General features: G+C 59.0%; 12 protein-coding genes. 3 read left to right on the forward strand and 9 right to left on the reverse strand.

The window, feature by feature from the left end:
- Positions 1 to 6: 6 nt before the first annotated feature.
- From C1Y41_RS09005 to C1Y41_RS09015, 3 genes are all read right to left on the reverse strand, one after another.
- Complete coding sequence (locus C1Y41_RS09005) at positions 7 to 1,599, reverse strand: sensor domain-containing diguanylate cyclase (RefSeq protein WP_104085276.1); 1,593 nt, start codon at positions 1,597 to 1,599, stop codon at positions 7 to 9.
- Positions 1,600 to 1,820: 221 nt separating this feature from the next.
- Complete coding sequence (locus C1Y41_RS09010; RefSeq protein WP_104085277.1) at positions 1,821 to 2,429, reverse strand: DsrE family protein; 609 nt, start codon at positions 2,427 to 2,429, stop codon at positions 1,821 to 1,823.
- Between the two features lie 24 nt (positions 2,430 to 2,453).
- Entirely contained in the window at positions 2,454 to 3,059 is a 606-nt protein-coding gene (locus C1Y41_RS09015; protein ID WP_094111937.1) for a DsrE family protein, read from the reverse strand.
- 643 nt (positions 3,060 to 3,702) lie between these two features.
- Here C1Y41_RS09015 and C1Y41_RS09020 point away from each other — a divergent pair.
- Entirely contained in the window at positions 3,703 to 5,166 is a 1,464-nt protein-coding gene (locus C1Y41_RS09020) for a M48 family metallopeptidase (protein ID WP_094111936.1), read from the forward strand.
- Between the two features lie 2 nt (positions 5,167 to 5,168).
- On the opposite strand, the gene hda is transcribed toward C1Y41_RS09020, so the two are convergent.
- From hda to upp, 3 genes are all read right to left on the reverse strand, one after another.
- Positions 5,169 to 5,870 carry a DnaA inactivator Hda gene (hda, locus tag C1Y41_RS09025; protein ID WP_211049497.1) on the reverse strand — a complete coding sequence of 234 codons (702 nt, stop codon included), beginning with the start codon at positions 5,868 to 5,870 and terminating at the stop codon, positions 5,169 to 5,171.
- Between the two features lie 93 nt (positions 5,871 to 5,963).
- On the reverse strand, positions 5,964 to 7,247 hold the full coding sequence (uraA, locus tag C1Y41_RS09030; RefSeq protein WP_104085278.1) for a uracil permease: 1,284 nt from the start codon (positions 7,245 to 7,247) through the stop codon (positions 5,964 to 5,966).
- A gap of 249 nt (positions 7,248 to 7,496) precedes the next feature.
- The gene (gene upp / locus C1Y41_RS09035) at positions 7,497 to 8,123 is read right to left on the reverse strand and encodes a uracil phosphoribosyltransferase (RefSeq protein ID WP_039379551.1); all 627 of its coding nucleotides are present in this window, start codon (positions 8,121 to 8,123) and stop codon (positions 7,497 to 7,499) included.
- A 240-nt stretch (positions 8,124 to 8,363) separates the two neighbouring features.
- Here upp and purM point away from each other — a divergent pair, with 240 nt between their 5' ends.
- Both purM and purN read left to right on the forward strand, forming a co-directional pair.
- A complete protein-coding gene (gene purM / locus C1Y41_RS09040) occupies positions 8,364 to 9,404 on the forward strand; it encodes a phosphoribosylformylglycinamidine cyclo-ligase (RefSeq protein ID WP_039379553.1) in 1,041 nt (346 codons plus the stop codon).
- Complete coding sequence (gene purN / locus C1Y41_RS09045; RefSeq protein WP_104085279.1) at positions 9,401 to 10,036, forward strand: phosphoribosylglycinamide formyltransferase; 636 nt, start codon at positions 9,401 to 9,403, stop codon at positions 10,034 to 10,036. Before purM ends, purN begins: the two co-directional genes overlap by 4 nt.
- A 100-nt stretch (positions 10,037 to 10,136) precedes the next feature.
- On the opposite strand, the gene pstB is transcribed toward purN, so the two are convergent.
- The 3 genes from pstB to C1Y41_RS09060 are packed head-to-tail and all read right to left on the reverse strand — an operon-like array spanning position 10,137 to position 14,608.
- Complete coding sequence (pstB, locus tag C1Y41_RS09050) at positions 10,137 to 10,904, reverse strand: phosphate ABC transporter ATP-binding protein PstB (RefSeq protein ID WP_094112267.1); 768 nt, start codon at positions 10,902 to 10,904, stop codon at positions 10,137 to 10,139.
- Between the two features lie 12 nt (positions 10,905 to 10,916).
- Positions 10,917 to 12,518 carry a phosphate ABC transporter permease PstA gene (gene pstA / locus C1Y41_RS09055; RefSeq protein WP_104085280.1) on the reverse strand — a complete coding sequence of 534 codons (1,602 nt, stop codon included), beginning with the start codon at positions 12,516 to 12,518 and terminating at the stop codon, positions 10,917 to 10,919.
- A complete protein-coding gene (locus C1Y41_RS09060; protein ID WP_104085281.1) occupies positions 12,515 to 14,608 on the reverse strand; it encodes an ABC transporter permease subunit in 2,094 nt (697 codons plus the stop codon). The genes pstA and C1Y41_RS09060 overlap by 4 nt, the downstream gene beginning before the upstream one ends.
- Positions 14,609 to 14,783 lie beyond the last annotated feature (175 nt).

Consider the following 14,783-nt stretch of genomic DNA (forward strand, 5'->3'; position numbering starts at 1 on the left):
CGCATATCAGCGTATAATGCTGCTGACCAGTGCGTTATGGCCGGCAATCATCACACAGTTTCGTCCGGCGTGCTTGGCCTGATAGAGCGCCGCATCCGCCTGCCGGAGACTCTCCTCCTGCGTGCCCTGCTGCGGCTGCCAGCAGGCGATGCCCACCGAGAGCGTGATATGGCCGGGCGGATCGATCCAGCTCTCCGCAATGCTGACGCGTACCCGCTCGGCGATAACCCGCGCCTCTTCGACCGTGGTAGCCGGCAGCAGCATCAGAAACTCTTCGCCGCCGTTACGGCAGACTACATCCGTCTGACGGGCGTTGCTGCGCAGCGTCTGCGCGACCTGCTTAATGACGTTATCACCCGCGCCGTGGCCAAAATTATCATTTACCCGTTTAAAGTGGTCGATATCCAGCGCCAGCACGGCAAATGGCTGCTGCATCGCCTCAAAATAGTCGAGCACGGCGTGCAATCCTCGCCGGTTGAGCAGCTGCGTCAGAGGATCGCTTTGTACTTCTGAGTTAAGCCGGCCGATTTTATCCTGTACCAGTCCGATACCGGTCAGCAGCGCCCGCTTTACCTGCGCCGCCTCAAAGTACCACGCACGGATGCCGCCGATCTCTGCCGACACCCCCTGCGTATCCATCTGGCTGGCTTTCCGCGACAGCTGCCAGAGCGGCAGCGCGATCAGCCGCGCCAGCACGATCGCTACCAGCAGCGTCAGCAGCGCAAACGGCACCGAGTTTTTCAGCACGTTCAGCAGCAGACCGGAAAGCGGCGCCAGCGTGAGTGCCGCAGGCTTAAGCGCCACGACCATCCAGCCGGTACCGGGCACCACAGCGTAGCCAATCAGCTTATTGCTGCTGTTCTCTGTGATCTGCGCGGTACCGCTGCTGCGCTCCGCCCGCTCGCGTTCGCTGATAATCGCCGGCACGCTTTTACCCACCAGCTGGCTGTTCTGGTGATAAAGCACCTGATTATTGCGGTCCAGAACAAAGACCTGCGTCCCGTCGCGATAATATTGCTCGCCCAGCAGCGCATTCAGGATGCTTTTTTTCTTCAGATAGAGCGTGCCGCCCACGTACCCCAGATAGCGCCCTTCGCTGTTCCAGATCGGCCATGAAACAAACACGATCAGGTTGTTTGCGGCTGAAATCACTGCCCGGCTGACCAGCGGCTGCCGCTGCGACAGCGCTTCCCGTGACGCCTGACTGGTGAGCTGCATGCCTTTCAGCGTCAGGGATTCCGGTGAAATCGCTTTAACGATGCCATTACTGTCCACCACCGCAACGGAGTTAAAACTGCTGGTCTGCTCGCGCAGGCGATTCACTTCCTGCTGCGCAAGTGCTTCATCATCAAACGCCTGACCCAGCAGATTAGCGCTGAAGTGCAGCTGCGACTGTGCCTGCTGAAAGAAAAGTTCCGTGGTGGTCGCCAGCTTGGTCGCATAGGCGCGATTGGCTTCCAGCGTGGTTTCAATCAGCACCATACGCTGCACGCGCCAGGTCGCATAAAGCGTGTTCGCCAGCGTAATGACAATACTGATTATTGCCAGCAGCGCGATCAGCGTTCGCAGGTCAGTTTTGGGCCGGATTCGCATCAGCATAACGCTGCCGCGCGGATAGGTTGCTTCATAGATTTCGTGCCTGACGCTGTGGTGATTAAGGGGGTCACTTGTTGTTATAAAAGAGAAGCAAGTGTACACCGCTCAGGTCGTTTCAGCACGGATCATCCTGCTGCTCTGGCAACAGAACTCTGTTTTACGCTGGATCGGTTTACGGAGGGAGGCAGAGAAGTGACAGCGGCCTGCACCGCTGTCAGCGCATGTTACAGCATCAAAAAGGCGTATCCTTCATTCTGCAGCGTAGCAACCGTCGTGCCGCTGGAGAGCGTATGGGTCACGCGGGTATCGATCCAGTCACGCTGCAGCTGGTGAAACGCCACGGACTGGTCGCAGACAGTGACTTTAACGCCCGCTTTTTTCAGCTCATCGATCAGTTTCAGGTTCGGGTTATCAAAACCGTACGCCTTATGAAACTGCTCGTTGTTCAGCGCAGCCGGTACGGCATCGCTGTTGATAGAGACCACAAAGTTTAGCTGATTAAGCGGCACGCCCGCAGCATAATAGAGGTTGGTCACGCGTGCCACGCGCTCCAGGCCCAGGTTAGCCTGGTGAATATCGCCTTCGCTGCGGTTGATCTGAAACACAATTTTATTGCTCAGCCCCGGCGTCGTTGCCGGGTTGTAGTCAGGCGTATTCACGAAGTGAATTTTGCCATAGCCGGCGATTGCCGGCGTGCTCCAGAAGTCAGCAGGCTCCGCTTTTTTATCGGCGAATTTACCGCTGACCTTATCCACCAGCTCAGGAAGCTGTAACACATTGCCGCCGACAAATCCTGCCAGCGCGGCGATAACAATATAAGACGCTACACGCATTCTGTTTCTCCTTAACCGAAACGATTACATCTGCAAAAGGGCATAGCCCTGATTTTCCAGCGTGGAGACCGTAGTCGGGCTGGAGAGCGCATGGATCACGGAACGATCGATCCAGGCGTTGGGATAGTGGTGAAAGGCAACAGACTGATCGCATACGGACACTTTTACGCCCAGCTTATTCAGCGCATTGATCAGCGGCAGATTAGGGTTATCGACGCCATAAAACTGTCTGAAGTGGCTGTCATCCAGCGTGGCAGGCGTCGCATCACCGGTCATGGAGACAACAAATTCCAGCTGATCAACAGGAACGCCGGAGGCAACGTAGAGGTTAACCACGCGCGCAACCCGCTCCAGCCCGAGGTTAGGACGTTTGATGTCACCCTCATTTTTGGTGAGCTGGAAAACCACCTTATTGCTCAGGCCGGCCGCCGGCTTAAATGCGGCATCCGCTTCATAATGAATTTTGCCATAGCCTTCAATGGCGGGCGTGCTCCAGAATCCTTCGGGATCGGCAGGCTCAGCGGTAAAATGTTTCGCTACACGCTGATAGAGGTCGTCTCCTTTAATTATTCCTGCTCCGACCACGCCTCCCAGAACAGCAATCAGGGCATAGCTTACTGCTGAACGCATACATACTCTCCGGCATACACGGCACGTGTATTAACAGTTCATAGGGGAAAAAAGTGCCTTATCTATACCACAGCGCATGCGGAACGGCGTGACTGACCGGCGCCGTGTAACCACGCTTTAGTTGCGCGCAACATAATTAGCGGTGCTGATTAAACAGAGAATTCGATGGTCATCGCGGCAGCGCTGCAGAATAAGATGGCCGGGAAATCGGTTTATTTATGCTTACTGCACGGGTTGACGAACGGATCAATCCTGACCATTAATTTCTGTTAAGGTCCGTTTTTATCCCGTGCTGATGATAAAAAAAGCTGATGGAACAGAGTGATAGTTAAGGCCGGGCCAGCCCTGTTTTTCAGAGAATACCTGGAAAAATCCATGCCAGATTCAATATTTTTGAGCAACTTTACGTAACTTTGAATTCATTGCAGCATAACCTTATATCTGTCGCTGCATTACTGTTCAGTTTTTTGCGGCAAATCAGCGACTCATCGCTCTCCACGCTCTGTTTTGCGCTTCTGCGACCGCTCTCTTTGCAACCCGGCGGCCTGCGGTTAAGATAGCGACAGAGCAGAAAACCCGATTCACATCGAACATTTACCCTCTCTTCTGTCCGGCGACAGATGAGCATCATCAGGATCGAGGCATGTTAAACCGACTGCGTATCTCCGTACTGGCCACCCTCATTCCTGCGCTGCTGCTGACGCCCGCCTTCAGCGCACGCGCCGACCTCAGTGATAATCTGCCCGACATCGGCACGACGGCGGGTTCCACGCTATCGATTAATCAGGAACTGCAGATGGGCGATTTTTACGTGCGCCAGCTGCGGGCCAGCGCGCCACTGATTCAGGATCCGCTGCTGAACCAGTACATTAATGAGCTGGGGCAGCGTCTGGTCGCGCACGCCGGTTCAGTGCGCACGCCGTTTCACTTTTTCCTGATCCAGAATGACGAGCTCAACGCCTTTGCCTTTTTTGGCGGCAACGTGGTGCTGCACGCCTCACTGTTCCGCTATACCGATAATGAGAGCCAGCTCGCCTCGGTGATGGCGCATGAGATTTCACACGTGACGCAGCGCCATCTGGCGCGCGCCATGGAGGAGCAGAAACGCAGCGCGCCGCTGACCTGGGTTGGCGCGCTGGGTTCTATTCTGCTGGCGATGGCAAATCCGCAGGCGGGAATGGCGGCGCTGACCGGTACGCTGGCAGGCACCCAGCAGGGCATCATCAGCTTCACGCAGGGCAATGAGCAGGAGGCGGATCGCATCGGTATTCAGGTGCTGCAGCGTGCCGGTTTTGATCCGCAGGCGATGCCCGCTTTCCTGGAAAAGCTTGCCGACCAGACGCGCTTCTCTTCCCGCCCGCCGGAAATTCTGCTGACGCACCCGCTGCCTGACAGCCGTCTCTCTGACGCGCGCAACCGCGCAAACCAGATGCGTCCGGTGGTGGTACAGTCGTCGCAGGATTTCTATATGGCGAAGGTGCGTGTGCTTGGCATGTATCCTACCGGCCGCAATCAGCTCACCGACGATCTGCTGAATGAGTATGCGAAAGGCAATCTGCGTGAACAGCAGGCCGCGCAGTATGGCAAAGCGGTGCAGTTTTTGCAGGCCAAAGATTTTGCGAATGCTAAACGTACGCTGGCGCCGCTGCTGGCAAAACAGCCGGACAACGTCTGGTTTCTTGATTTGATGACCGATATCGATTTGGGGCTCAACCAGCCGCAGCAGGCGATCGCCATGCTGAGCAGCGCCCGCGGCGGCGGCACTAATCCGGTGCTGCAGCTCAACCTGGCTAACGCTTATGTGGAAGCGAAACAGCCCGCCAGCGCCAGCCGCATTCTTAACCGCTATACCTTTGCCCATCCGGACGATCTTAACGCCTGGGATCTGCTGGCGCAGGCGTCGGCGGCGCAGGGATTACGCGATGAAGAGCTGTCAGCGCGGGCGGAGAGCCTGGCGCTCAGCGGCCAGCTCGATCAGGCCATTACCGCGCTGGGCAGCGCCAGCGCACAGGTGCCGCTTGGCAGCCTGAAGCAGGCGCGTTATGACGCGCGTATCGATCAACTGCGTGAGCTGCAGCGGCGTTTCCGGCAGTATCAGAAAGGATAACGTCAGAGTCCGAGCGTCTCTTTAACAAACGGGATCGTCAGTTTGCGCTGGGCACTGATAGAGGCGCGATCGAGACGATCCAGCGTTTCAAACAGCGTACGCATTTCACGATCGAGACGCTTCAGCAGAAAACGCCCGACATCTTCCGGCAGTTCAAAACCGCGCAGCCCGGCACGCAGCTGCAGCGCCTGTAATTTATCCTCATCTGAGAGCGGCTGCAGACGATAGATTTGTCCCCAGTCGAGACGGGAGGCCAGATCGGGCAGGCCAAGACTGAGCTGGCGCGGCGGCCGATCGCCGGTGATCAGCAGGCGGGTTTTACCGGTTTCAAGAATGCGGTTATAAAGGTCAAATATCGCCATTTCCCACTCCGCTTCCCCGGCAATACACTCAATATTGTCGATGCAGACCAGCGCCAGATTCTCCATGCCTTCCAGCACCTCCGGCACAAACCAGGTCCGCTTATCCAGCGGCACATAGCCTACCGCTTCATCGCGGGCAGACATTTCGGCGCACGCCGCGTGCAGCAGGTGACTGCGTCCACCGCCTTCGCGCGACCAGAAGTAGAGATAGCTGCCGTGTTGCTGCGCCAGTGCGCCGCGCAGTGCGGCAAGCAGCGACGGATTGTCCCCTGGCCAGAAGCTGGCAAAGGTTTCATCATCAGGTAAGTAGAGTGGCAGTGAGAGCTGTGCCGGCGTGTTCAGAAGTACCTCAGCAAGTGAGCGGGCAGAAAACGGCGCAAGTTTATCACGATCCTCTGCAGAGATGAACCAGGCGTCCCTGCCCGGCGGCCGCGCTTAGCGATCCTGCTGCTCCTGCGCCTCCAGCACCACCTCTTCCGGACGTAAAATATTGATAACCCGGAAAATCAGCGCCAGCGCAACGCCGACCAGCGTGGCCAGCGCCATGCCTTTCAGCTCTGCCGCACCGATATGGACTTTGGCACCGCTCACGCCGATGATCAGGATCACCGAGGTCAGGATCAGGTTCTGCGCTTTGTTGTAGTCCACTTTTGATTCAATCAGCACGCGAATACCGGAGGCGCCGATCACGCCATACAGCAGCAGCGATACGCCGCCCATCACCGGCACCGGGATCGCCTGAATCGCTGCCGCCAGCTTGCCCACGCAGGAGAGCAGAATGGCAAAAATCGCCGCCCCGCCAATAACCCAGGTGCTGTAAACGCGGGTGATCGCCATGACGCCGATGTTTTCGCCATAGGTGGTATTGGGCGTTGATCCAAAAAAGCCGGAGAACATGGTCGAGAGGCCGTTGGCGAACATAGAGCGGTGCAGCCCCGGATCGCGGATCAGATCTTTTTTCACAATATTTGCCGTCACGACCAGATGCCCGACGTGTTCGGCAATCACCACCAGCGCGGCAGGCAGAATGGTCAGCATAGCCGCCCACTCAAAGCGCGGCGTGTAGAAGGTTGGCAGCGCAAACCAGGGCGCGTTTTCCACGCTGCGCCAGTCAACAATGCCCAGCATTGAGGAGAGCGCATAGCCCACCAGCACACCAATCAGAATCGGGATGATGGCAAGAAAACCGCGAAACAGCACGGAGCCAAACACCGTAACCGCCAGCGTCACCATGGAGATCAGTACGGTGGTGCTGTCCGGTGCCGTACCTTCCGCCGGTAGCAGGCCCGCCATATTGGCCGCCACGCCTGCCAGCTCCAGCCCGATCACGGCGACAATAGCGCCCATCGCGGCGGGTGGAAACATCACGTCCAGCCAGCCGGTACCCGCTTTTTTCACAATCAGCGCCACAATGCAGAACAGCAGACCGCAGAGGATAAAGCCGCCCAGCGCCACTTCGTAACCCAGCGGCAGCAGCAGCAGTACCGGTGAAATAAAGGCGAAGCTGGAGCCGAGATAGGCAGGAATTTTACCTTTGCAGATAAACAGATAGAGCAGCGTACCAGCGCCGTTGAACAGCAGCACGGTCGCCGGGTTAATATGAAACAGGATCGGCACCAGCACCGTGGCACCAAACATCGCAAACAGATGCTGCAGGCTGAGTGGAATGGTTTGCAGCAGCGGCGGGCGTTCGCTCACCCCAATGGCACGTCTCGTCATCGTATCCCCTTCCCTTCCTGTATGACAGGCGGTTAATTACTGTTTTTTTTGTTAAAAAAAAGCCGACTCTCTGGTCGGCTGCTCAAATACTATGTCTTAAAAATGCTAATGCATATTCTGCCTGCAGCTGCAGGCCGGGCGTTGCCGGCGGCATTGGGCTCACGGCCAGCGCGGAGCGTACCGGCGCAGGCAGCGGTTTCGGGCACTGCCCGAAGGCAACGCGACCAGCAACATAGCCCGGAGTAAACATTATTTCGTTCCGAAGATCTTATCGCCGGCATCGCCGAGACCTGGAATGATATAGCCTTTCTCATTCAGCCCCTGATCGACTGACGCGGTATACAGCTCAACGTCCGGATGCGCTTTCTCCAGCGCGGCAATACCTTCCGGGGCCGCTACCAGTACCAGCACCTTGATGCTGCTGCAGCCCGCTTTTTTCAGCAGGTCGATGGTGGCAATCATTGAGCCACCGGTCGCCAGCATCGGATCGACGACCAGCGCCATGCGCTCTTCGATGTTAGAGACCAGCTTCTGGAAATAGGGCACCGGCTCCAGCGTCTCTTCATCGCGGTAAACACCCACCACGCTGATACGCGCGCTCGGCACGTGCTCCAGTACCCCTTCCATCATGCCAAGACCGGCACGCAGAATAGGAACGACGGTAATTTTTTTACCTTTGATTTGATCAACATCAACCGGGCCGTTCCAGCCTTCAATCGTTACGCGTTCGGTTTCAAGATCGGCGGTGGCTTCATAGGTCAGCAGGCTGCCCACTTCCGAGGCCAGCTCGCGAAAGCGTTTGGTGCTGATATCATGCTCACGCATCAGGCCCAGTTTGTGTTTAACCAGCGGGTGTCTGACTTCCACGATTTTCATGATTATTCTCCCGGAATTGAGTTGAGCTAAAAAAAAATCGCCGGATTATACCGCCTTTTTGCTTTTGCGCCACAGCGGATTGCGCAGGGGGATGGCTGCCTGTCCTGAGAATAGCGGAATCGCGAAAATCTGACATAACGAATATCGGGCGTGAGATCAGACTCGCAAACGTTTGCCTGCGCTGTTAGAATTGCCGCGCTTAATTTTTGCCACCAATCGCAATCGCGTGGGGATTCCGCAGTGACCGACAAAACCTCTCTCAGCTACAAAGACGCCGGTGTTGATATTGATGCTGGTAACGATCTGGTTGACCGTATTAAAGGCGTAGTAAAGAAAACCCGCCGCCCGGAAGTGATGGGTGGACTGGGCGGCTTTGGCGCGCTGTGTGCGCTGCCGCAGAAATATCGCGAGCCGGTGCTGGTTTCGGGAACGGATGGCGTCGGTACTAAACTGCGCCTGGCGATGGATCTTAAGCGTCACGACAGTATCGGCATCGATCTGGTTGCGATGTGTGTGAACGATCTGGTGGTACAGGGCGCCGAGCCGCTGTTCTTCCTCGACTACTACGCTACCGGCAAACTGGACGTTGATACCGCCTCTGCGGTGATCACCGGTATTGCCGAAGGCTGCCTGCAGTCAGGCTGTGCGCTGGTAGGCGGAGAGACGGCGGAAATGCCGGGCATGTATCACGGCGAAGATTATGATGTCGCTGGCTTCTGTGTCGGCGTGGTGGAGAAATCGGAGATCATCGACGGCAGTAAAGTTCAGGATGGTGACGTTCTGATTGCCCTGGGGGCAAGCGGCCCGCACTCCAACGGCTATTCGCTGGTACGCAAGATTCTGGAAGTCAGCGCCACCGATCCGGAACGCGAGCAGCTGGAAGGTAAATCGCTGGCCGATCACCTGCTGGCCCCGACCCGCATCTATGTAAAAAATATCCTGAGCCTGATTGAGCAGGTTGATGTGCACGCCATTGCCCACCTTACCGGCGGCGGCTTCTGGGAAAACATCCCACGCGTGCTGCCTGACAATACGCAGGCGGTACTGGATGAGCAGAGCTGGCAGTGGCCGGCGGTGTTCAGCTGGCTGCAGCAGGCGGGGAACGTCAGCCGCCATGAGATGTATCGCACCTTTAACTGCGGCGTCGGCATGGTGATTGCCCTCAGCCCGGATGAAGCAGACAAAGCGGTACAGCTGATGCAGGATGCCGGTGAGCAGGCGTGGAAAATCGGCGTTATTAAGGCGTCTGATTCCGCAGAGCGTGTGGTTATCAATTCATGAAAAAACTGGTTGTACTGATCTCCGGCAACGGCAGCAATCTTCAGTCCATCCTTGACGCCTGCGCCAGCGGGCGGATCAACGGCAGCGTTGCTGCCGTTTTCAGTAATAAAGAGAGCGCTTACGGCCTGACGCGCGCGCAGCAGGCGAGCGTGCCGGGCCTGGCGTTGTCGCCCGGCGACTTCCCCGATCGCGAAGCTTTTGATCGCCAGCTGATGCAGGAGATCGACGCCTTTGAGCCCGATCTGGTGGTGCTGGCAGGGTATATGCGCATCCTCAGCAGCGCCTTTGTTGCGCACTATCACGATCGCCTGCTGAATATCCACCCTTCCCTGCTGCCAAAGTATCCGGGCCTGCATACCCATCGCCAGGCGCTGGAGAACGGCGATAAAGAGCACGGCACGTCGGTGCATTTTGTCACCGATGAGCTGGATGGTGGTCCGGTCGTTCTGCAGGCGCGGGTACCCATTTTTCCCGGTGATGATGAAGCCGAGATAACGGCGCGCGTGCAGCATCAGGAGCATGCCATCTATCCGCTGGCCATTAGCTGGTTTATGGATGGCCGGCTGGTGATGCGCGAAGGCAAAGCATGGCTGGATGGTCAGCCTCTGCCCGCAGAAGGGTACGCCCCGTAGGTATGTCAGGGGCGCATGAATGCGCCCATCCCCTAGCCCCCGTAGGGGGCGCATTTATGCGCCCCTGGGTTAGAACGCAATAACGCCCCGGTAACCGGCGTTAACCAAACCGGCCGGTGATGTACTCTTCGGTGCGGCGCACGCCGGGTGCGGTGAAAATCCGATCGGTTTCGCCGAACTCAATCAGCTGTCCCTGATGCATAAACGCGGTGTAATCAGACACGCGGGCCGCCTGCTGCATATTATGCGTCACCAGTACCAGCGTGAAATGCGCCTTCAGCGTGGTCATCAGCTCCTCAATCACCAGCGTAGAGATAGGGTCGAGCGCGGAGGTGGGCTCATCCAGCAGCAGCACTTCTGGCTCAATGGCAATTGCCCGGGCGATTACCAGCCGCTGCTGCTGGCCGCTGGAGAGCGTCAGCGCGTTCTGCGCCAGATGATCTTTCACCTCCCCCCAGAGCGCCGCCGCGCGCAGTGCGCGTTCGCACGCTTCGTTTAGAACGCGGCGGTCGCGCACCCCCTGCAGACGCAGGCCATACACCACGTTCTCATAGATCGATTTGGGAAACGGATTCGGACGCTGAAACACCATGCCGATGCGCCGCCGCAGTGCAGGCAGATCCTGCCCTGCCTGCATTACCGGCAGCTGGTCCAGCAGAATTTCTCCTTCGGTTCGGCAGCCGCTAATCATGTCATTCATACGGTTAAAACAGCGCAGCAGCGTGGATTTTCCGCAGCCGGATGGTCCAATCAGCGCCGTAATGCGGTTTTTCGGGATCTGCAGATCGATAGCGTTCAGCGCCTGGCGCTCGCCGTACCAGAGCGATAGCTTGTTTACGCTTAGCGCAATGTTCTCAGTGGACGTCATATTTCAACCTTGTTAGTGCGTCATCAGCCGGTAGCGTTCGCGCAGCCGGTGGCGCAGCACCATCGCCAGCAGATTCAGCGACAGAATAATCATGACCAGCAGCAGCGCAGTGGCATAAACCAGTGGCCTGTCGGCGTCGATGTTCGGGCTCTGAAAGGCCAGATCGTAAATCTGAAAGCCGAGGTGCATAAATTTGCGGTCGAGATGCAGATAAGGAAACACGGCGTCTACCGGCAGCTCCGGTACCATCTTAACCACGCCGACCAGCATCAGCGGCGCCGTCTCTCCCGCCGCGCGCGCCACCGCCAGAATCAGTCCGGTGAGCATCGCCGGCACCGCCAGCGGCAGTACCACCCGCCACAGGGTTTCTGCCTGCGTTGCCCCCAGCGCCAGCGATCCCTGACGCAGCGTATCGGGTATACGTGATAACCCCTCTTCTGTCGCCACAATCACCACCGGCAGCGTCAGCAGTGCCAGCGTCAGCGACGCCCACAGCAGGCCTGGCGTACCAAAGGTTGGGTTCGGCAGCGCACGGGAAAAGAAGAGCTGATCGAGCGTGCCGCCAATCAGCCAGACAAAAAAACCGAGACCAAATACGCCATAAACGATAGAGGGGACGCCGGCGAGATTCACCACGGCGATACGCACCAGCCGCGTCAGGGCGTGACGTCCGGCATACTCATGCAGCCAGACGGCAGCCACCACGCCGAGCGGCATAACGATGACCGACATCAGCACCACCATCAGCACCGTGCCAAAGATAGCCGGAAACGCGCCGCTCTCGCTGCCGCCTGCCGCCGGTGAGTCGCTGACAAACTGCCACACCTGCCGCAAAAAGTGCTGCGCTTTTTGCGACACGCTCATGTTATTGGGGTACCAGGCCGCGACGATCTGCGCCAGCGGGATAGTATGTTCTGCGCCCTGCGCGTCGCGCAGGATCAGCGTATCGCGCTGGCTCGCCTGCTGCAGATGCGTCAGCTGCTCAGCCAGCGCGCTGAAGCGACGATGCAGCGCCGCGCTGTTGGCGTCGAACTCTGACTGCTGCTGCAGGCCAAAACGCTGTTCGCGCTGCTGCTCATCCGCCTGCTGCTGCAGATTTTCCAGCTGCGCATTGAGCCGCGCCATATCGATACGGCGGATATCCTCTGCCTGACGCAGCTGCTCCTGTACCTGCTGCAGACGCTGCTGCAGCAGCGCATCACGGTTGTGTGCGGTGAGCGTCTCATTGTCTTCCCGCAGCGCCACCAGCCAGCCGTAAGCGTTACCGCCGTTGCGCCGTTGCAGCACCAGCACGTCACGCGGCTGTTCCGCGCGCGCGGGCCCGGCGCCGTAAATAACGCGGAAATCGGGGGCGGCAAAATCGCGGTTGCCGGTTTTTACCAGGTAGCGCCATCCGGTACTCTGCCGCTCTGCCTGCAGCGTCTCGCCCAGCAGCGTAACCGGCGACGCGCCGGGAGCCTGAAACTGATAGCGATCCACCGGCTGCGGCCAGAAGGCGCGCACGCCCTGCCAGCCAAGCAGGCCGATCAGCAGCGTAAACGCCAGTAAACAGACGGCCACCGCACCCGCCGTCAGCCAGCGCCAGCGATCGTTCTGACGATGTGCGTTTTTCATCCCTGTCCCTCATGCTGGCCATAACGCCGGCGCAGCCGCTGGCGGATCACTTCTGCGACCGTGTTGATAACCAGCGTAAACAGCAGCAGCAGCAGCGCGCTGAGAAACAGGATGCGGTAGTGCGCGCTGCCCGCTGCCGCCTCCGGCATCTCTATCGCAATATTCGCTGATAGCGCGCGCAGCCCGGCAAACAGCCCGCCTTCGCTCACCGGCGTGTTGCCGGTGGCCATCAGCACAATCATCGTCTCGCCCACCGCCCGGCCAAAACCGATCATCAGTGCGGCAAAAATCCCGGCAGAAGCGCCGGGCAGTACGACCCGCGTCAGGGTCTGCCACGGCGTAGCACCCAGCGCCAGCGATCCCTGTCCGAGCGCCCCCGGCACGCTGAACAGCGCATCTTCCGCCAGGGTAAATATCAGCGGCACCAGCGCAAATCCCATTGCTACGGCGGCAACCAGCAGATTACGCTGTTCGTAGTGGATAAGCTGTTCACCGGCGTCCGGCCAGAGCCGGGCTGCCAGCCATAGCGTCAGCAGCGTGACCAGCAGCAGCAGCGGCAGAAGTAACAGCACCTCGACGCCCGGACGACGCCAGCGCGCCGGCAGACGCGGGCTCAGCACGCCGCACAGCAGCAGCGTAGCGGCCAGTATTACCGGCAGCAGCAGCACGCCCGCCAGCACATGGCTGATATGCGGCGCCATCCAGATACCGGCAATCAGGCCGATCACCACGCTCGGCAGCGCGCCCATCATCTCAATGCCGGGTTTAACCCAGCGCCGCAGTCCCGGCGACATAAACCAGGCGGTATAGATAGCAGCAGCCAGCGCCAGCGGCGTGGCAAACAGCAGCGCCAGCGCGGCGGCCTTGAGGGTACCGATAACCAGCGGAACCAGGCTGAACTTCGCCTGATAGCTGTCACCGGCCGCGGTGGATTGCCACACCCAGTCGGCGTGCGGATAATTTTCATACCAGATTTTCTGCCACAGGCTACGCCAGGTAACATCAGGCCACGGGTTATCAATGCGGAACTGCTGCCAGCGCCCGGCGTGTTCGACGATCACGCCGTCGCCGCGCGGCGAAAAGGCGACCGCCTGAATGCCCGGCGCCAGCTGACGCGTGAGGATCGGGCCTGACTGTTTGCTGGCAAACAGGCTGAGTACGCCCTGCGCATCCCAGCTGGCAAATACCCGGCGCTGTGACTCGGTTGCCACACCCTGCGCCCCCTGCGAGCCGTGCCAGGTTTTAATTTTTTGCAGGCGCGGACCGTGCTCGCCGGTAATGGCAAACCACTGGCTGACACCGCGATCGTCTCTGATCAGCAGCGTCCGGCCACCCGCCAGCATATGCAGGCTCGCAACCGGCTGCGTCAGCGCCTGCGTTTCGCGCAGCTGTGCGCCCTCAGCGCTAATCTGCCACACCTGCAGCTGGCGCTCACGGCTGGTAAAGAGCTGCGTGCCGTCAGGCGACAGCAGCAGCTGGTCGGCATGCTGCTGCGGCAGCATAACCTGACTGACAGGCTGCTGACTGGCCAGCGTCAGCACGCTGATCCCCGACGGCGTCTGTGCAGCAATACGCCACTGCCCGTCGTCGATGTGCGCCAGCGCCATCTGGCTGACGGCACCCTGCGGCAGGCGCAGCGGCCGATCGCCCAGCGGAAAATACCACTCGCCGCGATCGTGCTCTATTCGCGGCTGCATCAATAGCAGTGCGCCCTGCACGTTGAGTAACACGGCATCAGCCGCGCTGCTGGTCACGGCGGCCTGCGGCGCATCCGAAAGTGCCAGCGCCGGTCCGGCGGGGTCGCCGTTAAGCGGAATAAAACGCGCTTCATGACGACTGATGCGCCAGCCCAGCGTGTCGCTGCTGCCCAGCGCCAGCGCCGGCGTTTTATCCCACAGCTGCTGGCTGAGCGCAGGCTGAAGCTGTGGCGCGCTGAACAGCGGCAGGACCACCCAGATAAGCCAGAAGAACAGCAGCAGCATCAGCAGCAATATTCCTGCGCCGCACGCCGTTACCATGCGCCGCACAAAGCGATCGATGGCGCGCCGGCGACGGTCATTAGATTCAACAGGAATATGGTTTATGCTCATGCCGGTCAGGGATTCAGATTAGAGAGTCGCTATGTTGCCCGTAGCGGATTGATAAGACAACTGTTGCGGTTGGACAAGCCTGCCATACTCTAGCAATAATGGTGAAGGAGACTGAGCGGAGCCGCACCACTGCGCGCCTTGCGCCGGACATATCGTCCCGCCACAGCATCACGGA

The organism is Pantoea sp. ICBG 1758 (assembly GCF_002928325.1).
Classification (GTDB): domain Bacteria; phylum Pseudomonadota; class Gammaproteobacteria; order Enterobacterales; family Enterobacteriaceae; genus Pantoea; species Pantoea eucrina.